We start from the raw sequence: 20638 nt of genomic DNA on the forward strand, positions 1-20638 counted from the left end.
CCCCCCGGGCGCGGGGGGGGGGCCACCCGCAGGCGGCAGCCCGGCCACCCGCCCGCTGCCCCTCCCCCCCCCCCCGCGTTCCTACAAGGGGACCCGGGGGTTGCACCGCGGGCTTCCAACGACTCTGACCCCTTGAACTCACGAGGGGAGAGGAGGAAGGAACTCCGCGCGGTTCACCTGCCTCCTCCTTCCTGATGCCCTCCCCCCTGCTCACTAGGGAGTTTGCAGTTCGACTGTTTTCAGTTAAGCCCTTGCCAGCTAAGGGTCTACCGGCTCGTCGCCAAGCTGAGACCCAACGCCCCGTTCAACCACCGCACAAATGGCGTCATCGCCGCATAATGCTTGGCCAGCGCCTGCGGCAGTTTCGGGCTCGTCACCTCGTCCGGCGTGAGCTCGGTCCACGCCGTATACGACTGATAGCGCAGCCAAGCTTCCGCCGGGTGGTCGGCGGCGAATCCACGCGGCAGGCGGGTCAGCATGCCGTCGGTGTCCAGATCGCCGAAGCGGCGACGGAAGGTGCGCCCCTTCACGATCTCCTCGAACCCTTCCAGATCGTCAGTGAGCGCCTGACGGATCTTGGTCACCGCCGACCGCGGTGGCATCCAGATGCCGCCACCGCAGAACGATCTGCCGGGCTCGATGTGGAAGTAGAAACCCGCGCCGCCGTGCACCGCTTCCGTGCCGACGCCGCGTCCCGCGTCGCGATGAAAGAACCAGCAGGCCGCGTGCGTCTTGTACGGTGCCTTGTTCTTGGAGAAACGCACGTCGCGGTGAATGCGGAACACCGATTTCTTCGGTGAGCCCACGATCTCCGGCGCAATCGTGGCGAGGTGCACGTCCACCTCTTCCACCAGCAGCGCCAGCGGGCGCTTGATCTCACGCTCGAAATCCGCGCGATGCTCCTCGAACCACTCCTTGCGGTTGTGCTTCGCGATGCCACGCAAGAATATGAACGCCTTGGGTGTGAACTGCGTGAAGCTGTCGCCGATCAGGTCTTTCATGACATCCCCGAGGACATCGACATGGCCATCGCGTCATTCGACGACGTCGTGGCCGGAAACAGAAAGCGCAAAAACAACCCGGAGCGCTCGCCCCACGCCCGCTCGTCATGCAGCGCGCCATCCGCTTCCATGTACAGCAGGTCGTGTCCGGGCTGCCAGCCTTTGCGCAACAACATACGATACAGCAACCGCGTGCCCTTCAGCATGCGCGCCTCGCCCGTGCCCACATCGAGCCAGATCTTGAGCTCGGGACGCATGCCGTTGTTGGCCACTAGCTGACGCACAATCCAACGATCGTCCCACCACACACTGGGCGACAACAAGCCGATCTTCCCGAACACCGCCGAGTGCGTCAGGCCGAGATGCAGCGTGAGCAGGCCACCGAGTGAACTGCCGGCCAATCCCGTGTCCCGCGCGCCGCGGCGGGTGCGCCAGTTGTGGTCCACCCACGGCTTGAGCTCGTACACCAACATCTGCCCGTAGCGATCAGCCAGACCGCCTGCATCGTGGGCGTTGTCGCGCGTCGGCGTGTACTCATCAATGCGATCGCGGCCGGCATTGCCGATCGCCACGATGATCATCGGTTCGATCACCTGCGCATGCATGAGGGCGCGCGCGGTCGTGTCGATGCCCCACTGCACCCCGAACGGCGACATGGCGAGATCGTCGAACACGTTCTGCCCGTCGTGCAGATACAGCACCGGGTACCGTCGGTCGCTGTTCAGGTCATAGTCGGGCGGCAAACAGACGATCACGTCGTGCGGGTGCGGCAGAAACCGCGAACGGATCTCCGTGAAATGCAACAGAGACCCCACCACCCGGGGAATCGGCGGTGTGGGGTGCAGTTCGTCGGAGAGCCCCGCATGGACCACGGTGGAGAACGTGTTGGGGCTGGGGAAGCCGTTAGGAGGCGAACGTGTGGGGGCAACCGGAAGTACCGGGGCCGGTGGACCACGGTGGTCGCAACCTAAGCGGGTGGGTGGCGCGGGGCATAGCTTGAAATGCGCGGTGCGTGCGCTACCCCTGGCTCGGTCAGACCGGGTCGCTTACGCTCCCGGTCTGGACGAATGCATCGAGATTCGACAGGGCACGCATGCCCATGTTGGTGCGCGTCTCGATCGTGGCGCTACCTAAATGCGGCAACAGCACGACGTTCTCGAGCTCCTTGAGTTCGGCGGTCACACTCGGCTCGAATTCATACACGTCGAGACCGGCGCCGGCGATCTTGCGCTCCTTCAGCACCGACGTGAGCGCCGCTTCGTCGACCACATCTCCGCGCGCGGTGTTCACCAGATACGCGTGCGCCGGCATGAGCGCCAACGTGCGTGCGTTCATGAGGTGACGTGTGTCGGGCGTGGCCGGGCAATGCAACGACACCACATCCGCGCGCGCTAGCAACGTCTCCAGCGAATCGACCCGCTCGGCGCCGGCCGGTCCCGCTGTCGCGGGATCATCGATGCGCGGATCGCGTGGTGCATAGTAGATGATCTTCATGTCGAACGCTGCGGCGGCCTGGCGCGCCACGGCGCGACCGATGCGACCGTAGCCCACGATGCCGAGCGTCTTGCCGCGCAGCGTACGCCCCAGCATGAACGTCGGACGCAATCCGCCCCATGCCCCGCTGCGCACATGCCGTTCACCTTCACCCAACCGACGCATCGTCATCAGCATCAGCGCGATCGCAATGTCGGCGGTATCGTCGGTCACCACATCGGGCGTGTTGCTGATCGTGATGCCCGCGCGCTTGGCCGCTGCCACGTTGATGTGATTCACCCCAACGCCCACGTTGCACAGCATGCGCGCGCGGATGCCCGGCACATTGAAGATGTCTTCGGTCCACCTATCGGTCACCGTCGTCATCACGATGTCGGCCTGCTGCAGCACCTGCTTCAGCTGATCGGGGGCGAGTGCCAGATCCGTCTTGTTGAACAGCGCGTCATAGCGCGCCGCGATCTCCGCTTCCACCGCCGCCGGCATCTTCCGGGTGACCACCACGCGGACGTTCTTCGTATCCGTCGACAAGGCACTCATGCGCGCACGCGCCACTGCTGCAGCGCGGCACCGACGCCGCTGCCGAGCGTGATGGGAATGCCGGCATCGCACAGCGCCATCTCGACGCCCGACAACGCACCCGCCAACGTGAGACTGTTCGTGTCGCCGAGGTGACCGATGCGGAACACCTTGCCGGCCACTTCGTTCAGGCCTGAACCGAGTGAAATGTCATAGCGCGTAAACGCGAGCTCGATCACCTGACGCGCGTCGTGTCCATCAGGCACCATCACTGCCGTGAGGGAATTCGATGCGATTTCCACGCGCTTCGCACACTGACGCAGCCCCCACGCATCCACCGCCGCCCGCACGCCATGCGCGAGGAAGCGGTGACGTTCGGCCACGGCATCCATGCCTTCGTCCAGCAGCATCGTGAGCGCTTCGTCGAGACCGAACAGCAGCGACAGCGCTGGCGTGCTCGGGAAGAAGCCCTGCGCGTTGTTCGTGCGCATCGGGCGCAAATCGAAATACGCGCGCGGCATCGTGCAGCTCTCCACGCGCGTGAGTGCCTTCTCGCTCATGTAGAGGATGCCCAACCCCGCGGGGAGCATGAAGCCCTTCTGCGTGCCGGTGATCGCACAGTCCACGCCCCACGCATCGAACTGGAACTCCAGACTGGCAATCGAGCTCACGCCGTCCACCAGCAGTAATGCCGGATGCTTGGCGCGATCGATCGCCGCGCGCACCGCCGCCACATCACTCGTGACGCCCGTCGCCGTTTCGTTGTGCACCAGCAGCACACCCTGAATCTCGTGCGCCGTATCGGCGGCCAGCGCCGCTTCGATGCGCGCCGGATCGGCGACGTCGCCCCACGGCTCTTCGAGCACGTCCACCTGATAGCCAAGCGCGCGCGCCGTCTGGATGAACAGGTGCGAGAACTGTCCGAAACGCACCGCCAGCAGTCGTCCACCGGGATTCACCGTGTTTACCAGCGCCGCTTCCCACATCGCGGTACCGGTGGCCGGAAACACGAACGGCTCACCCTTCGTCTGATGCACGACCTGCGGGAGGCGCGAAAGGATCGAACGCGTCAGCGCCGGAAAGGCCGACGAGCGATGATCTTCCATCGCTCGGTGCATGGCGCGCAGTAGTCGGTCGGGAACGGGTGTCGGTCCCGGGATCTGAAGAAAGTGCCGTCCGGCCATCGATTACGTCGGAGAAGGAAGCGTGGTCTCGACGGCCGGTACGCCCAGCTCGTCGTCGGATTCATCGTCATCGTGTTCGTCGTCGTCCGCGTCAGCGACTTCGTCGGCCTGCGCGTCGGCCTGCGCCTCCTCGGCCGGCTCGTTCGACTGATCCGGATCGAGGACGCGCAGCAACCGCCGGCACAATCTCGCCAGGCGGGCGCGCTGCTCACCGCTCAGTTCTGCCATGATCGCCACGATGGCATCGCTGCGTGCCGGAGCCGTACTCACCAGCACCTCACGCCCGTCGTCGGTGAGATACACCGAGATGAACCGTCGATCGGTGGCGTGTCGCTCCCGGCGCACCCAGCCACGCGCTTCGAGCGCGTCAATAATCGCCGTCATCTGCGCCTTGCTGCGTCCCAGCGCCTCGGCCAGCTCCTGCTGATGCACCGGCCCGCGCGACTGCAGCGTTTCCAGCACCCCGAACTGCGACGCCGAGAGCCCGAACGGATGCACCGCCTGCTCGACCTGCGCGGACGCCATCGACGCGGCGCGCTGCAGTGTCGAATAGGCGTCGAGGGCGCGGCGGCGTTTCTTCTCTCCCTTACTCATGCGGGCGTTGGTGGTCGGAGGGCTGGGACGTCGGTAGGGCGGAACTGCGCACTAAGTACGGGTCACACCGGCGTGGCGCATCGCCATGCGCTCGGCGAGCACCGTCGCGACCGCCATGATCGTTTCCTGCGGGTTCACACCGAGCGCCGTGGGTAGCAGCGACCCGTCGGAAATGTACAGCCCACGCACACCGTGCCGCTCGCCTTCGGGCGTCGCGCCCGAGGTGGATGGATCGGTGCCCATACGACAGGTGCCGTTCACGTGGGCCGAGAAGAGCCCGATGCGATTTGGACCGACCGATCCTTCCTCGAGCCGGGCGACATCGGCCGCCGACCGGACCACGATCGGCGTGGAGTGCATGGTGCCCACTTCACGAGCGCCGGCGGCGAAATGCAGCTGCGCCGTGGCCGATAACGACGCGCGCACGCGCCGCTGATCTTCCTGAGTCAACGCATACGTGATCGATGTCTCGCCACGACGGTTGACTCGCACGCGACCGCTCGATCTCGAACGGTCGGCCCCGTCGCGGGTGAGGCCGATCAGCACGCCCAGCTGGTTGAATGACGACATGAGCGCTCCATGCGATTGGCCGAACCCGGGCATGGCCGCCGCCGTGAACGACGGATGCATCGGCGGCGTCTCGATCCAGAAGCCGTAGTCCGTGCTGCGCCAGCGCAAATATTCGTCGCACATGGTAGTGAGCGGAATACCCGTGCTCGTCACGATTTCGTGATCGTAACGTCCCCAGACCGCGGTCGTGGGGTGCAGGCGCAGCCAGTGGCCCACGCCACCGCCACCGAGTCCCGAGCGTTGCAGCAGCGCCGGCGTGCCGATCGCGCCGCCGGCGACGACCACGATCGGGGCATCGATCGTGAGCATGCGGGCGGTGCGCCCCGAATACGGATCGCGCACCGTCGCATGCACGCGCTTGAGCGGCGGCGTGCCAGCGCCGGTGTCCCGTTCGCGCACTTCGATGCGGTCCACATGCGTATCGGCATGCAGCGTGGCACCGGCCGTCAGCGCGCGCGGCACAAAGGTCACCAGCGTGGACTGCTTGGCGTCGTGCCGACAGCCCACGCCGCAGAAGCCGCAGCGCACGCAGTTGCTGGCGTTGATCTGCGCCGTGGACACCTTCCACCCCAACGATCGCGCGCCGTCGAGGAGGATGCGGTTATTCGCGGAGTGCGCGTCTTCAGGGACCGCACTGGCGTGCACCTCGCGCTCGACGCGCTCGAACACGGGGCTCATCTCGCGGGGCGTCATCCCGTATACGCCCGATTCGGATGCCCACTGCTCGAGCACGAAGTCCGGCGTGCGCAGCATGATCATCCAGTTCACCGTGGTCGACCCACCCACCGTGTTGCCCTGCACCAGCGCCACCGACGCGTCGTCGGTGGTGCGCAACGCGCCATCGGCGTACAGCTGCTCGGTGAGCTCGGCTTCGCGTTCGTCGAAATCGGCGCGCGTGCGATACGCCCCCGATTCGAGCACGACGACCGAGAACCCCGCTTCGGCCAATCGGGCGGCGGTCACCGCGCCGCCGGCGCCGGTGCCGATCACCACCACGTCGGCGGTGCGATGCAGATCGTCGCGCATCGCGACGGCGGGGATCACGCCGCGCGGCAACGGGGCCGGGGCGATGATCGTGGGCAGCGAGATCTCGCCTCGGGCCACCGGCTCATCGGCGCGGGAAATCCCAACCATCGGCCCCTCCCATGACACCCGCGGCGATCGCAGGTGCATCGGCCCGGCGTACCCGATGGCCTCCGTGACTTCGGGGCGGGCATAGTGCACCGCCAACAGTAGGCGTCGCACGGAATGCGAGGCCGAACGCAGCGGAGCGAGAGCCGAGTTGAGCCAGCGGTCGAAGCAGCGCGTCTGCTCGTCGGCCGACAGCGAGGCGAAACGCGTCGCCGTGCCGATGGCCAGCAGCACAGACGTGCGTCCACCGAGGACATCGAGGGCGAGCCCCAGCTGCGCGCGGCGATGGGCGGGGAGCAGTTCGAGTCGCGCATCGCATCGCGCGACGAACTCGCTGGCGGACTCCGTGCTGGGCGGCGCGCCCCGGAGCACACACGGGGCACGCGCCGCCAGCGACTCACGCTGCGCCCGCGACAAGTGCGGGAGAACGACGCGAGGCGGCGTACGAGTTTCTGAACTGACAGCGGCACCAGTCATGTCGGCACGCTACCGCTCCTCCCTCCATCACGCCAGCAGCGTTCTGCCGAACACGCCGTTGTTGAACAACGAACTCTGGCGTGCGGAGACGTTACGACTGCATTGCGAAGATCTGACGCGTATCGTCGTGCATCAGCACCCAAATCGAGTAGCCACCGAACAGCGTGCCCCATGGCCAACGGAAGAGACGCAACGCCGACACGAACAAGATGACGTAGCGGGCCCACTGCTGATGATTGAGCAACGCGAAGCCGGCTATCAACCCAAACACACTGATCGCGCCGATGACGATGGCGATCAGAGCGCTGGTGACGGTGCCGACGACCAGCACAATCGGGTTGAGCGTGGCCAGCGAGCTGAAGATGCCGCCCAGCAATACGCCAGCGGCGGCCAGGATGCCGATCGCGCTGTAAATCAGGTTGACGATGCCGACGACTTTAATGTGGGTGCGCACAGAGCAGCTCCGAAGAAGTGGGTACGCTGGTCCGTACGAACCCGCGGGCGCGCAGGATTCAGCGGGTGCCGTCGCGGGTGCCGTCGCGGGTGCGCCACACCGCGGTGACCATCCGCTTGGCGCCACCGCCGGCGATGCTGACCATGGCGACGCCGCCCAGGATGACCGTCATGGCCGCCACGGCCTGCGCCGGAAGACGCTCACCCGCCAACAGCACGCCCAGCAGCACGGCCACGGCGGGATTCACGTACGCGTAAGTCCCCACGGCCGTCGGGCTGGCCACCTTCAGCAGCCACATGTAGGTGCTGAAGCCGATGAGCGACCCGAACACGATCAGATACAGGAGCGAGGCGGCCGATCGCACGGACACGTGCAGCGCCGGCGTCCACTCGCCCGCGGCCAGCGACAGCAAGAGCAGCAGCGACCCACCCACCAGCATCTGCATCGCGATGGCCAGCGCCGGCGACTCGGCCTGCCGTGCGGTGCGCGAGTAGAGCGAGCCAATGGTCCAGGACAGGGAACCCAGCGCGAGCACCACGGCGCCCACGGGATCGACCGTGGCCTTGGCCGCGCCGGTGGGCATGACGAGCAGGGCGACGCCGCCGAGGCCGATCAGGACGCCGATGACCTTGATGAGGTCGGGGCGCTTTCCTTGCCAGAGTTCACAGAGCACCAGCCAGAGCGGCACCGTGGCCACCAGCACCGAGGTCAGGCCGGAGGGCACCCGCTGACTCGCCCACGAGACGGCCCCGTTGCCCACGAAGAGGAGCAGCGTGCCAATCACTGCCGACGCTTTCCATTGGCTCTTTGTCGGTTTTTTCGCGCCACGCACGCGGCACCATGCGTACAACATAGTGCCAGCTATAAGAAAACGAGCTGCGCCCATGCCGAACGGTGGGATCGTCTCCACGCCCCAGTGGATCGCCAGATAGGTCGATCCCCACACCACGTAGATGATCAGGAAGCCGGCGACGAGCTGCCACCTGGTGGCGGCGACTGGCGCTGCGGTCGGCGACGGAGGCGAACTGGGAATCGGACGGTTCGTGGAAGACATCGCGTCAGGTCGGACGCCGCAGGGCACGCAGGGCGGCATCGCCGGCCGCCGCCCCGCCAACGAGGAGGTACAGATAGAACGTGTAAAAGCGCCACCAGAGCAGTGATGCGGCAAAGATACCCGCCGGGATCGCCGAACTGAGCGTGGCGGCAAAGGCGCCTTCGATAAAGCCACCACCGCCGGGCGCCGGCACCACCACACCCCCATAAAAGAGCGCCAGCGGCCACAGCACGAGCGGGGCCAGTGCGTCCATCGTGAGCGGGAACGCCGGGTCGCCCAGAAACACCAGAATGGGCAGCGTGGCCACCTTGAACAGCACGTGCAGCACCGAGCCCCCGAAGGCCAGCAGCATCAGCGCCGGATCGGCCCGTCGGAGCGACTGCACCGATTCCCTGAGCGCGCGCAACGTGCGCTGCACGACGCGCCATCGCCCGGCGTGCAGCCCCACCCGCCGCGCCCACGCGGGCGGCGGCCCGTTGGCGTTCCGTTTCGAAAGCACCAACCCCGCCGCCCCGACGCCCAGCACGAAGCTGCTGTAGCCACCCACGAGACTAAGCAGCCCGGCCACCGAAGCCCCGCGTCCGGCAAAGAGCACCGCCAGCACCCCACACACCAGCACCAGCGACCACATCTCGAGAAACAGCTCGAGAAAGAGAATCAACACGCGCCCCGCCGGTCCGGTGCCACTCTCGGCCAGCACCAGAAACCGCGACGGCTCCGCCCCCGAACGCGCCGGCGTGATGGCCGCTGCGAAGTCACCGGCCAGACAGACCCGCACCGCGGTGCCGAAACGCAGCGGGATGCCGCACGCCCGCGCCGATGCCTGGATCTTGAGCGCCCTGGTGATGATCTCGGCCGTCACCGTGGCCAACGCCGCCGCATGCACCGGCCACGCCAGCCACGGCATGCCCCGGGCCGGCCAATGGGAGGCGACCACCCATGCCGACACCCCAAGCATGGCGGCGAACGACAGGGCAGTGGCAAGCCATCGCACAGCAGACATCGCGGAAAGATAGTTCGCGCCGTATCGTAGACGCACGCCGCGCCAACTCCGACCGCCCAGCTCTACACGAGGTTCGCATGTCCGACACCGTTTCCCGTCGTCAATGGCTCATCAAGACCGGTATCGGCGTCGGCGCCACCGTGGCGCTCCCCGGACTGCTGCCCGCGCTCGAGGCGTCGCGCGCACTGGGCGGCGCCTCGTATGGGGAGATTCTGAAGCAGCTCGAGCGCGACATCACCACGCAGCGTCGCGCCGCCGGTCCGATCCGGCTCTGCTTCAACGAGAATCCGTTCGGCATGTCGCCCAAGGCCAAGGACGCGATCATGAACGCGTGGGGCGAGCATCCGCACTACGATCCGCCGGTGATGAAGGAGCTCACCGAGGCGTATGCGACGCACGTGGGCGTGAAGCCGGAGCACGTGCTGGTCACCCAGGGGTCGAGTGAAGTGCTGTCACTCGCCGCACTCGCCACCGGCATGAAGGGCGGCGAGATGGTGCTGCCGTGGCCCACCTTCGAACAGCTGCCCGACTACGCCACCTCGATGGGCGTCACGGTGCACAAGGTGCCGCTCACCGCCGACCTGCATCACGACTTCGCGGCGATGAACGCGAAGATGGGGGCGAACACGAAGCTGGTGTTCGTGTGCAATCCGAACAACCCGACGGCGGTGCTCGACAATCAGTCGGCCATGCGAGACTTCGTGATCAGCACCGCGAAGAAGTGCTTGGTCGTCGTGGACGAGGCGTACCACGACTTCGCCGACGATCCGAGCTACAAGTCGATGACGGATCTGGTCACCGCCGGCCACAACATCATCGTGTCCCGCACGGCGTCCAAGATCCATTCGCTCGCCGGCCTGCGCGTCGGCTTCGCGATCGCGCACCCGGACGTGATCAAGAAGATGGCGGTCTTCGCCACGGGCAACCCGAACACCTTCGGCATGCGCGCCGCGCTCGCCTCGGTGCAGGACACGGAGTATCAGGAGTTCGTGAAGGCCAAGAACCGCGAGGGACGCGCGCTGCTCACCGCCGCGCTCACCAAAGCCGGCCGCCGCGTGGCGCCGTCGCAGACGAACTTCGTGTTCTTCCACGCCGGGCGCCCGGTCGAGCTGCTGCAGAAACATTTCCTGGCCGGCGGCTTCCGCGTTGGTCGCGCCTTTCAGCCATATGGCGATTGGTGCCGCATCAGCATCGGGACACCGGACGAGATGAAGCAGTTCGTCACGCTGATTCCCGGGGCGCTGGCGTAGCGTCTTCGGTCTCGGCACTGTCCGTCACGGCGGCTTCCTCCTCGATACCGGTGAAGGAGGCCGCCGATCCGTTGGTGCGCACGAATCGCCGGAACAGCGGCTTGGAGCCGAAGTACATGAGCAGTCCAAGCTCGGTGTTGGTGGCTTTGAGGTAGTGCAGCATCTGAGCCTCATGCTGCGGGTGCAGCGTGTCGGCGGTCTTGCATTCGACGATCACTTTCCGATCAACGAGCAGGTCCACGCGATACTGGCCGACGATGCGTTCCTTGTAGCGCACGCCGAATGGCACTTCGCGGTCGACCGGGATGCCGCGCTCCTGCAGCTCGACATAGAGTGCGTTCTGATAGCACCCTTCGAGCAAGCCGCGGACCATGGTGTTGTACACCTCGTAGAACGCGCTGATGATCTGGCTACTGAGCTCCTGGTGCAACAGCGGCTTCCGCGGTGCGTCGCTCATGCTTGCTCCTGGTTGCGTTACGTACAACCTGAAGTGACTGCCACCGATCATACTCACCACAAATACGCCGCCACCGTCTTTCGAACGCACTGTTCCTCGCGTTCGCCACGAATTGATTTCTCTTGTTGAACATCAAAGGCAAACTGCATGACCGCAAATCAACACGGACAACCACGCGGATTAGTTGCCGTTGCTGTTCATTCGCGGGCATTCGTGCCAATTCGCGGTAAGGCTGTTTGCTTTTGTTTAAAAGAAAGAACAAACAGCATGGCCGTGAATTGACACGGACCACTACACGAATTTGTTGTTGTTCATTGGTGGATACTAGCGCCAATTCGCGGTCAAGGCAGTTGCTGTTCGTTCACGTGCCCCGCGGTTTCGCTCGCCGCGTCGCCTCGGCGGTGAGCGGATCCTCCGGCCACGGGTGCCGTGGATATCGCCCGCGCAGCTCCTTCCGCACCTCGAAGTACGAGCTGCGCCAGAATCCCGCGAGGTCGCGCGTCACCTGCACCGGTCGCTGGGCCGGCGACAGCAGCTGCAGCGTGAGTGACACGCGCCCATCCATCACCATCGGCGTCGTGGTCCACCCGAATACCTCCTGCAGCTTCACCGCCAGCACCGGAGCCATAGGCTCGCTGTAGTCCAGCGCGATCCGCGACCCGCTTGGCACGTCGATATGCGTCGGCGCCAATCGCTCCAGCGCGGATCGCTGCGACCAGGGCATGAGTGACTGCAGCGCCTCGTGCCAGTCCACCAACGCCAGCTGTGCCCACGTGCGCACGCCGTCGAGGTACGGCCCTGCCCAGTCTTCCAGCGACGCCGACAGCGCGGCCACCGATACGTCGGGCCAGCTCTCGTCGTGCGCGTGCACGAACGCCATCCGCTCACGCAAACGTGACGCCGCCTGTGAGAACGGCAATGCCTCGATGCCACCGCGCGCGAGTTGGGCACGAATCGCGTCGAGCACCGCCTGCAGCACGGCGGAGGCCTCGGCGTCGGACCACACCACTTCCTCGATCACCATCGCACCCAGCATCGTACGCTTGCGCGCGCGCACGGCCTTGGTGCGCTCATCCCACTCCACCAGTTGCACGCGTTCGAACTGCTCGCCGAAATCCTCGCGCAGCTCCTCCAGCGTGATCGGCGCCGCGCGCACGATGCGGGCTTCGGGAGACGTGCCCTCGAGATCCGCGATCGCCAGATACGGCGCGTCGTGCAGTGCATCGTGCTTCGCCAGCACCGCCCCGCTGCCGTTGCGCAGCAGGTACCGCGGCTCCGCACCACTGCGACGCTGCGCGACGCGATCGGGATACGCCAACGCCAGCAGCGAACCCGTATCCGCGTCATCCCACGATCCGCCCGACCGCACAGCGCCTTGACCGCCGCTCGCCGTGCGCCGCGCCAGGTCGTCGGCCGTCTGTCGCACGCGACGCACGCCATCGCGATCCACCGCCACCCCCACTGCCCCCGCCGCGCCATCGCGTCGCAGCAGCTCCGTGCGCAATCGCATATCCGACTGCGGCGGCAATCCATCGTAGCGCACGATGTCGCGCTCCTCCAACAACGCCGCGATCGCCGCGCCGAGTGGCAAGGCACCACGATCCGCCGCGACAACTGCCAAGTGCGCCAACCGCGGCTGCAACGGCAGCGCCGCCATGCGACGGCCGTGCGGCGTAATGCGCCCCGCGTCGTCGAGCGCACCAAGCTGCTCCAATAGCCCGCGCGCCTGCGCGAACGGCCCCGCCCGCGGCACGTCGATCCATCGAAGGGTCGTGGGATCGCTGATGCCGGCGTCGGCCAGCTCCAACGCCAACGACGACAGGTCGGCGTCCACGATCTCCGGACGCGTGCTCGGCAACAGCGTGTGATCCTCGTGCTGATCCCACAGCCGATAGCTCACACCCGGCGCCGTACGCCCCGCACGACCGCGACGCTGATCGGCCGACGCGCGACTCACGCGCACCGTGTGCAATCGCGTGAGCCCCGCCGACGCATCGTAGCGCGGCACGCGTGACAAGCCGCAGTCCACCACCACCCGCACGCCCGCCACTGTGAGACTCGTTTCCGCCACGCTCGTGCTGAGCACCACCTTTCGCGTACCCACACGCGCCGGTGCCAGCGCCGCATCCTGCTCGGCCAACGGCATGCTGCCATGCAACGTGTGCACGCGCACGCCCGACATCGCGTCGCCGCTGAGACGCTCGGCCACGCGCCGCTGCTCACCCGCACCCGGCAGAAACACCAGCACATCGCCCTCGGTGGCGTCGAGCGCTTCGCGAATCACCCGCGCCGTCGTGGCTTCGATGCGTTCGTCACGACGCGGCGCGCGATAGTGCGTGTCGATGGGGAACATGCGCCCTTCGCTGCGCAGCACGGGCGCCGGCCCGCCGTCGTCTGCCAACAGCGCGGATACCGCCACCCCATCCAGCGTGGCCGACATCACTAGCACCCGCAGTTCTTCGCGCAGATGACGCTGCGTTTCCAGCACCAGCGCCAGCCCCAGGTCGGCGTGCAGCGATCGCTCGTGAAATTCGTCGAAGATCACGAGCCCGATATTCTCGAGCGCGGCGTCGCTGCTCAGCATGCGCGCCAACACGCCTTCGGTAACCACTTCGATGCGCGTACGCTTCGAGATGCGCGACTCGCCGCGCACGCGGTACCCCACCGTCTGCCCCACCTCTTCGCCGAGTATCGACGCCATGTACGACGCCGCCGCGCGCGCCGCGAGTCGACGTGGCTCGAGCATGACCACCTTCGCGCCCGCCAGCCACGGCTCGCTCACGAGCGCGAGCGGCACGCGCGTGGTCTTGCCCGCGCCGGGTGGTGCTTCGAGCACCGCGACCGTGCGCGCCGTCAGCGCCGCGCGCAGCGACGGAATGATCTCGTCGATCGGAAGAACCGTGGTGTCTGGCACGAGGTCGAACTATCGGCGACGACGCGCTGGCGGATCGAGCTGCTGCACGAGCCACTGCTGCGCGCGCTCGATCACGTCATCGAACCCACTGCGCACGCCGCGCACCGTAAGGCGCACTTCCACACTTGGTGTGATGCCCACGCGCTGCAACTGCGCGTCGTCCGCGCGACGCAGTTCCACGATCGGCAGCGCGACCTGCAGCAGTCCCGGCAACGCCACGTTCATCGTCTCACCCGGTGCTCCTGCACTCGACGACCCGATGAACGTCACGCGCGCCACGGCATCGAGCGCGATGGCCAGTCGCTCCATGTCGCCCGATGTGCGTTCGTCGATGAGCACCACGATGCGTCCCGCGTAGTGCCCGGTCGTATCACCGCGACTCACCCGCGAACGCGTTTCGCGCGTCACGGCACACAACGCGCGTGCATCGCGCAACGTGGTCGTGGCGCAGGGTTCGTGGTCATAGCGCCGCACTTCACGCGCCGTGACTACCTCCGGCATGCTGCGCACCGCTGGCAGGATCGCGGTAGCCTGTCCGGCACCGAGCGTGCCACGTAAATCCAGCATCCACCCGCGGGCGCTTAGGGAGCGCGCCATGGTCGCCGCCAGCGAGTCCGCCGTCAGCCGCTCCACATCGACGTACACGATGTCGCCCGGCAGCGTGCGCACGGTGCTCATGGTGGGTCGCTCGGGCAGCACCAGCGGCGCGAGATAGGCCGCACTGCGCGGAATGTTGAGCTGACGCTCGCGGTTGGCCATGTCGCGCAGCCGGAAGAGCGCACCACCGCTCGGGCCGCGCGGCAGCAATGCCATCAGCGCACGCATGCGTGACCACGTGTTCGGCGCCGACACTGCCGCACGGTGATCGATGATCCAGGCCGGCATGGGATATCCATCGGCGGCCGTGACTTCCATGCCCGTCTCGATGCCGAGTACCTTGGTGATTGAATCACGAATCACGTCAGTGATGATCGCGCGATCCTCGATCCAACGCACGCGAAACGGCACCGACGCGGTGCCACGCACCGAATCGGCCGACGCGCCCCGCACATTCGACGGCGTGTCGTCGAGGGCCGATACCATCGGCATCAACGCGGCCGCGTATTCGCTGGCCACGCGCGCCGCCTCAAGCTTGGGGATCGTGCGCTCGAGCAGCGCGTCCATGTCTTCATCGTACAAGTCGCGATGCACGTGTCGCACGCGAATCGCACCCCACAACCGTGCCGCGGCCAACAACCTCGCACCCATGAACGGATAGGGATTGCTGTCGTAGTAACCGGGCAACGCCGCCGGCAGTCGCCGTGTTGGAATGCGCGACGCCCGCACTACACGGTTCGTGCGCAGCAGCGACAACGCGGCGCGCAACACCGGCGCACTGTCCGACGCCTGCGCTGCGCGCGGCAGCACCGTATCGGCCACCAACCCCGTGCTGCCGTCGGCATGCACGAGTTCACCCGTGCGAACGCGCACCACCACGCCACCGGCGATCGGCAACACTACACTCGACACGAGCGGCGTGTCATCCACACCCTCTTCCGCAATCAGCGTGGCTCGGCCGCTCGCCACTAGCGCCAGCAGCGCGCGTGGCAACACCGTGGCACGGTTGGCGAGGACCATTGCGCGCCGCGCGGTGGTCGTTCCCGCCAGCACCGGGCGTCCCGTGCGCACCGTCCACGCGTCATCGGGTATCCACTCGCCATTGGCGTATCGTGCACCACCAACGCGGCGCGTGCGCTCCGTGCTCTCCAGCGTCAGAGCACTGTTCAACTGCGCGGCGAGTCCGGCCTTCGCGACGAAGCGATCGACGTCGAGGGCCAGTGAGTCCACACCGCTCGTTGCCGTGCGGTTCGTCGTCCCCGAGCCCCGCACATCGAGCACCACACGGGTCGGCGCGTTTGCCAGCAGCGCGCGCACCATCGCGGCCGCACTGTCAGTCAACAGCGTTCGCTGCGCCGCACCCAACGGCACGCGCACGATCAGAACGCTATCGCGCGTGCGCTCGCTGCCAACTGTGAAACTCCCGCTCGCTCCCGGCACGCCGACCAGCTCGGACAGCTCGACCCGCGTGAGCGGATCCTGCAGCACCGACAGCATGCGACGATACGCCGTGGCCAGCTGCTGCGGATCCTTGGCCGACCGCACCACGGTGGCCGCGCGAATGAACGCCGAGTCCCACGGCGCGCCGCGTTCGATCACGGCCGGATGGTACAACGAGACGAGATGCCACACCTGCATCAGCGTGTGCAGTCGCGCCACGCCCGCTGAGTCGGAGGGCGCCGGGTCCGGCTCCGGTAGGATCGTGTCCACCACCGCTGGTGGCGCGGGCAACGGTGCCACCACCGAGGGCGCCGGCGCGGCCCCGCGCGCTGGGCGAGGGGCCTTCGGCTCCGCTTTCGGCTCGGCAGGCTTCGCTGCAGGTTTTGCTGCAGGCTTCGCGGCCGGTTTCTGCGCCGGCGCAGCCGCCGGCGCGTCCCCACCCGTCGCCCCCACCCCCGCATCCGGCGTCACCTTGAAAAAGCTGCTGCTGCAGGCGGCGGTCGACGCGGCAAGCATCACCAGCGACGCGCGCACGGCGACGCGCCCGAACATCCGGGGAGTGGGCGGAATCAGCATATTCCGCAAGATACCATCCGCGCCCTTCTCCGCTGCACGACGTTTCCGACTCGGACCCGCCTCCGCATGACCGATCGCCTGTACTACACCGACGCACGTCTCGACCGCTTCACCGCCGTCGTGCTCGATATCACCGACGAGGGCCGACGCGTGGTGCTTGACCGCACCGCCTTCTATCCCACCTCGGGCGGGCAGCCGCACGATCTGGGCACATTGGGCGGCATCGCCGTCGTCAACGTCATCGACGACGACGAGCGCATCGCGCACCTGCTCGCCGAGCCGATCGGCGTCCCCTTGGGCTCGATGTTGGTGGGGCAGATCGACATGACACGGCGCTTCGATCACATGCAGCAGCACACCGGTCAGCACCTGCTCTCGGCCATGCTCACCGACGAATTCGGCTGGCCCACCGTGAGCGTGCACTTCGGCGACGACACCAACACCGTCGATGTGGCCTGCGACGATTTCGACGCCACCACGCTCGCCGCCATCGAACGTCGCGCCAACGCGCTCATCGTGCAGAATCGCCGCGTCACCGTGTCCTTCGAAGACGGGGCCGAGGCCACGGGGCTGCGCAAGCCGAGCGATCGCGACGGCGAGTTGCGCATCGTGACCATTGAAGGCATCGACCGCAGTGCTTGTGGCGGCACGCATGTCGATTTCACCGGAGAGATCGGCGCCCTGCTGCTGCGACGGGCCGAGAAAACCAAGGGCAACACGCGTATCGAGTTCGTGTGCGGGCACCGCGCCGTATCCCGCGCCCGTCTCGACGCCGACCTGCTCACCAAAGCGGCGCGCACATTGTCCGCCGCGCCGCACGATCTGCCCGGCTTGGTGGAACAGCAGCTCCAACGCCTCGCCGACCTCGAACGCGAGCGCAAACGCCTGGCCGCCGAACTCGCACGACACGAAGCGGCCGCACTCTGGACGGCGTGTATCCCCGACAGCGATGGCGTGCGACGTATCGTAGTGTCTGCATCGGGACCAGTGAAGGAATCCGAACCGCTCGCCCAGCAACTTGTAGCACTCGGCTTCTGCGCGGTCGTGGTCACGAACGCCGCCGCGGGCGGGGTGTTGATGGCCACCGCGCAAGACACCGGAATCGACGCGGGACAGACACTCCGCACCGCCCTGCAGGCCGTGGGTGGTCGTGGTGGCGGGTCACCTCGCCTCGCGCAGGGCGCAGTCCCCGATCCGTCGCAGCTGCACATCGTGCTCGAGCAACTCGGCTTTCTCCCCCCGTCAAAGGAGCTTCTCGCGTGAAGATCACCCGCCCGTCGCCGTCGGAGCACGCACCGTTCGCCAGCACCTACATCGACGCCACCGCCAAGGCCCTGAGCGCCATGGGGACCGATCATCTCTGGTCGCTGCTGGTCACGCAGCCGATGGCCCTCGTGGAGCTGCTCGACGCCGTCGACCCCGCGCTGGTGGATTTCGCCTACGCGCCGGGCAAGTGGACGTTGGGCGAATCACTCGTGCACGTGTCCGACACCGAGCGGGTATTCGCCTACCGCCTCATGCGCGTGGCCCGCGGCGACATGACCCCGCTTCCGGGCTTCGATCAGGACGCCTGGGTGCCGGAAAGCCGCACCACCGGCCGTCCGCTTGACGACATTCTGACCGAAATCCAGACCGTCCGCGCCGCCACCCTGTCGCTCGTGAAGTCATTGGACGAGCAAGCATGGGGCCAAGTTGGTGTGGCCAGCGGACATCCGATCTCGCCGCGGGCGCTGGCGTGGATGATCGCCGGACACTTCGCGCACCACCTCGATCTCACCCGAGAACGGTATCTCGCACGCTGATGTGTCGGCCGCGTTCGCTTCCCGGAATCCGCTAGATTTCAGATCTGTGGCGCCCACTCCACTGGAGCGCCTCACCTGACCGAAATTCCGGAGCGATTTCCGTGTCCGCTTTGCCCGCTGCAGCTGCCGTCACCGAGACCGAGCGTCTCGCGATCGATACGATCCGCACCCTCGCCATGGACGCGGTGCAGGCCGCCGAGTCCGGCCACCCCGGCACCCCGATGGCGCTCGCGCCGCTGGCCTACGCGCTCTACACGCGGCATCTGCGTCACGACCCGTCGGCCCCGCATTGGGCCGACCGCGACCGCTTCGTGTTGTCGGTGGGCCATGCGTCCATGCTCTTGTACGGCACGCTGCACATGGCGGGCTACGACCTGCCGCTGGCCGAGATCAAGCGCTTCCGTCAGTGGCAGAGTAAGACGCCGGGCCACCCCGAAGTGCACCACACGCCCGGTGTGGAAACGACCACCGGCCCGCTCGGCCAGGGTGTCGCCAACGCCGTCGGTTTCGCCGTGGCCGAGTCGCACCTCGCGGCCACGTTCAACCGCCCCGGTCATGACATCGTCGATCACTACACGTATTTCGTGGCGGGCGACGGGTGCCTCATGGAAGGCATCTCGCACGAAGCGGCCAGCTACGCCGGTCACTTCAAGCTCGGCAAGCTGATCGGCTTCTTCGACGACAACGGGATCACGATCGACGGCAGCACCGATCTCTCGTGCAGCGACAACGCCGAGCAGCGCTTCGCCGCGTACGGCTGGCAGGTCTTGCATGTGAACGACGTGAATGATCTCGCCGCCATCGACGCCGTAATCGCTGAAGCGAAGGCCGACACGCAGCGTCCCACGATGATCATCACGAAGACCCACATCGGCTTCGGGTCGCCCAACAAGCAGGACACCGCGAAGGCGCACGGTGAGCCGTTGGGTGCCGCCGAGATTGCGCTCACCAAAACGGCCTACGGCTGGCCCAGCACCGAGCCGTTCTTCGTACCCGATGCCGCGCGCGCGCATTGGACGGAGCGCGTGGCCACGCGGGCCGCGACGCACGCCGAGTGGAAGACGAAGTGGGCGGCGTATCAGGCGGCGCATCCCGACCTCGCCGCCGAGTTGCTGCGTCGTAACGAAGGGAAGGTGACGGCAGCGCTCGACGGCGCGTTCCCCGTGTTCGATGCCAAGAGCGGCAACGTGGCGAGTCGCGCGGCGAGTGGTGTGGTCATCAACGCGATCGCATCCGCCGCGCCGGAGCTGGTGGGTGGCAGCGCCGATCTCACGGGATCGAATCTCACGAACGTGAAGGGCGCGACGTATTACGCGCCCACAGCGGCGGCGGGTCGCAACTTCCATTTCGGCATTCGCGAACATGCGATGGGCGCGATTATGAACGGCATGGGCCTGCACGGCGGCATCATCCCGTACGGCGGCACGTTCCTGGTGTTCAGCGACTACATGCGTCCGGCCATTCGCCTGGCCGCCCTCATGGGCGTGCAGGCGATCTATGTGTTCACGCACGACTCTATCGGACTCGGCGAAGACGGCCCCACGCACCAGCCCATCGAGCATCTCACCGCGCTGCGTTGCATTCCCAACTTGCTGGTGTTGCGTCCGGCCGATGCCGACGAAGTGAGCGAAGCGTGGCGCGTGGCGATCGCGCATCGCACCGGACCGTCGGCCATCGTGCTCACGCGTCAGAAGCTGTCGTATTACAACGAGCCCGCGCGCGCGCGGGCCGGTGTACCGCGCGGGGCGTACGTGGTGGCTGATACGAACGGCGTGCCGAACGTGGTGCTGATGGCGAGCGGCTCGGAAGTCGAGATCGCGCTGGCCGCTCGTGAGAAGCTGGCGGCTGGTGGTGTGAACGCGCGCGTGGTGAGCTGCCCCAGCCTCGAACTGTTCGCCAAACAGGACGCGTCGTATCGCGCGAGCATTCTGCCCGCCGGCGTGCCGCGCGTGGCTGTGGAAGCGGCGCATCCGATGTCGTGGCACCAGTGGGTGGGAGACACCGGTGCGATCGTCGGTATCTCCACTTTCGGCGCCAGCGCGCCGGCCCCCACGCTGTATGAGAAGTACGGCATTTCCGCCGACAACATCGCGGCCACTGTTACGGAGCTGCTGGGCGCGTAGT

16 protein-coding genes are annotated in these 20638 nt (G+C 66.9%); 4 read left to right on the forward strand and 12 right to left on the reverse strand.

The features are described 5' to 3' along the window. Positions 1-266: 266 nt before the first annotated feature. The 9 genes from RMP10_RS00755 to RMP10_RS00795 all read right to left on the reverse strand — a co-directional run bounded on the left by RMP10_RS00755 (position 267) and on the right by RMP10_RS00795 (position 9478). Positions 267-1001, reverse strand: a complete 735-nt coding sequence (locus RMP10_RS00755) for a DUF2461 domain-containing protein (RefSeq protein WP_310568616.1) — start codon at positions 999-1001, stop codon at positions 267-269. Next, on the reverse strand, positions 998-1873 hold the full coding sequence (locus RMP10_RS00760; RefSeq protein WP_310568617.1) for an alpha/beta hydrolase-fold protein: 876 nt from the start codon (positions 1871-1873) through the stop codon (positions 998-1000). Before RMP10_RS00760 ends, RMP10_RS00755 begins: the two co-directional genes overlap by 4 nt. Positions 1874-2033: 160 nt before the next feature. Then, positions 2034-3032: a D-glycerate dehydrogenase gene (locus tag RMP10_RS00765; RefSeq protein ID WP_310568618.1), complete on the reverse strand. Its 999-nt coding sequence runs from the start codon at positions 3030-3032 to the stop codon at positions 2034-2036. Beyond that, positions 3029-4129, reverse strand: coding sequence for an aminotransferase class V-fold PLP-dependent enzyme (locus RMP10_RS00770; RefSeq protein ID WP_310568619.1), 1101 nt, complete (start codon positions 4127-4129; stop codon positions 3029-3031). Before RMP10_RS00770 ends, RMP10_RS00765 begins: the two co-directional genes overlap by 4 nt. A 69-nt stretch (positions 4130-4198) precedes the next feature. After that, positions 4199-4789, reverse strand: coding sequence for a MarR family transcriptional regulator (locus tag RMP10_RS00775; RefSeq protein ID WP_309673400.1), 591 nt, complete (start codon positions 4787-4789; stop codon positions 4199-4201). A gap of 51 nt (positions 4790-4840) precedes the next feature. Next, complete coding sequence (locus tag RMP10_RS00780) at positions 4841-6967, reverse strand: GMC family oxidoreductase (RefSeq protein ID WP_310568620.1); 2127 nt, start codon at positions 6965-6967, stop codon at positions 4841-4843. Between the two features lie 91 nt (positions 6968-7058). Beyond that, a complete protein-coding gene (locus RMP10_RS00785; protein ID WP_310568621.1) occupies positions 7059-7421 on the reverse strand; it encodes a hypothetical protein in 363 nt (120 codons plus the stop codon). A gap of 58 nt (positions 7422-7479) precedes the next feature. Next, the gene (gene yedA, locus RMP10_RS00790; protein ID WP_310568622.1) at positions 7480-8475 is read right to left on the reverse strand and encodes a drug/metabolite exporter YedA; all 996 of its coding nucleotides are present in this window, start codon (positions 8473-8475) and stop codon (positions 7480-7482) included. Between the two features lie 4 nt (positions 8476-8479). After that, positions 8480-9478, reverse strand: coding sequence for a lysylphosphatidylglycerol synthase transmembrane domain-containing protein (locus tag RMP10_RS00795; RefSeq protein WP_310568623.1), 999 nt, complete (start codon positions 9476-9478; stop codon positions 8480-8482). A 77-nt stretch (positions 9479-9555) separates the two neighbouring features. Here RMP10_RS00795 and RMP10_RS00800 point away from each other — a divergent pair, with 77 nt between their 5' ends. After that, positions 9556-10728 (forward strand): histidinol-phosphate transaminase, encoded by a 1173-nt coding sequence (locus RMP10_RS00800; protein ID WP_310568624.1) that lies wholly within the window; start codon positions 9556-9558, stop codon positions 10726-10728. Here RMP10_RS00800 and RMP10_RS00805 read toward each other — a convergent pair. From RMP10_RS00805 to RMP10_RS00815, 3 genes are all read right to left on the reverse strand, one after another. Next, positions 10700-11185, reverse strand: a complete 486-nt coding sequence (locus RMP10_RS00805) for a GxxExxY protein (RefSeq protein ID WP_310568625.1) — start codon at positions 11183-11185, stop codon at positions 10700-10702. The genes RMP10_RS00800 and RMP10_RS00805 overlap by 29 nt on opposite strands. Before the next feature lie 361 nt (positions 11186-11546). Beyond that, positions 11547-14099 carry an ATP-dependent helicase HrpB gene (gene hrpB, locus RMP10_RS00810; protein ID WP_310568626.1) on the reverse strand — a complete coding sequence of 851 codons (2553 nt, stop codon included), beginning with the start codon at positions 14097-14099 and terminating at the stop codon, positions 11547-11549. Positions 14100-14108: 9 nt separating this feature from the next. Then, the gene (locus RMP10_RS00815) at positions 14109-16712 is read right to left on the reverse strand and encodes a S41 family peptidase (RefSeq protein WP_310568627.1); all 2604 of its coding nucleotides are present in this window, start codon (positions 16710-16712) and stop codon (positions 14109-14111) included. A 66-nt stretch (positions 16713-16778) separates the two neighbouring features. Here RMP10_RS00815 and RMP10_RS00820 point away from each other — a divergent pair, with 66 nt between their 5' ends. The 3 genes from RMP10_RS00820 (at position 16779) to tkt (ending at position 20637) form a co-directional block, all read left to right on the forward strand. Next, positions 16779-17975 carry a DHHA1 domain-containing protein gene (locus RMP10_RS00820; RefSeq protein ID WP_310568628.1) on the forward strand — a complete coding sequence of 399 codons (1197 nt, stop codon included), beginning with the start codon at positions 16779-16781 and terminating at the stop codon, positions 17973-17975. Next, a complete protein-coding gene (locus tag RMP10_RS00825; RefSeq protein ID WP_310568629.1) occupies positions 17972-18514 on the forward strand; it encodes a DinB family protein in 543 nt (180 codons plus the stop codon). Before RMP10_RS00820 ends, RMP10_RS00825 begins: the two co-directional genes overlap by 4 nt. Positions 18515-18615: 101 nt before the next feature. Next, complete coding sequence (tkt, locus tag RMP10_RS00830; protein ID WP_310568630.1) at positions 18616-20637, forward strand: transketolase; 2022 nt, start codon at positions 18616-18618, stop codon at positions 20635-20637. Position 20638: the final 1 nt, after the last annotated feature.

This window comes from Gemmatimonas sp. (assembly GCF_031426495.1).
Taxonomy (GTDB): domain Bacteria; phylum Gemmatimonadota; class Gemmatimonadetes; order Gemmatimonadales; family Gemmatimonadaceae; genus Gemmatimonas.

Coding starts and splice junctions, on each gene's coding strand:
- RMP10_RS00755 (WP_310568616.1), bottom strand. CDS start 1,001: ATGAAAGACCTGATCGGCGACAGCTTCACGCAGTTCACACCCAAGGCG.
- RMP10_RS00765 (WP_310568618.1), bottom strand. CDS start 3,032: ATGAGTGCCTTGTCGACGGATACGAAGAACGTCCGCGTGGTGGTCACC.
- RMP10_RS00770 (WP_310568619.1), bottom strand. CDS start 4,129: ATGCACCGAGCGATGGAAGATCATCGCTCGTCGGCCTTTCCGGCGCTG.
- RMP10_RS00775 (WP_309673400.1), bottom strand. CDS start 4,789: ATGAGTAAGGGAGAGAAGAAACGCCGCCGCGCCCTCGACGCCTATTCG.
- RMP10_RS00780 (WP_310568620.1), bottom strand. CDS start 6,967: ATGACTGGTGCCGCTGTCAGTTCAGAAACTCGTACGCCGCCTCGCGTC.
- yedA (WP_310568622.1), bottom strand. CDS start 8,475: ATGTCTTCCACGAACCGTCCGATTCCCAGTTCGCCTCCGTCGCCGACC.
- RMP10_RS00795 (WP_310568623.1), bottom strand. CDS start 9,478: ATGTCTGCTGTGCGATGGCTTGCCACTGCCCTGTCGTTCGCCGCCATG.
- RMP10_RS00800 (WP_310568624.1), top strand. CDS start 9,556: ATGTCCGACACCGTTTCCCGTCGTCAATGGCTCATCAAGACCGGTATC.
- RMP10_RS00805 (WP_310568625.1), bottom strand. CDS start 11,185: ATGAGCGACGCACCGCGGAAGCCGCTGTTGCACCAGGAGCTCAGTAGC.
- RMP10_RS00815 (WP_310568627.1), bottom strand. CDS start 16,712: ATGCTGATTCCGCCCACTCCCCGGATGTTCGGGCGCGTCGCCGTGCGC.
- RMP10_RS00820 (WP_310568628.1), top strand. CDS start 16,779: ATGACCGATCGCCTGTACTACACCGACGCACGTCTCGACCGCTTCACC.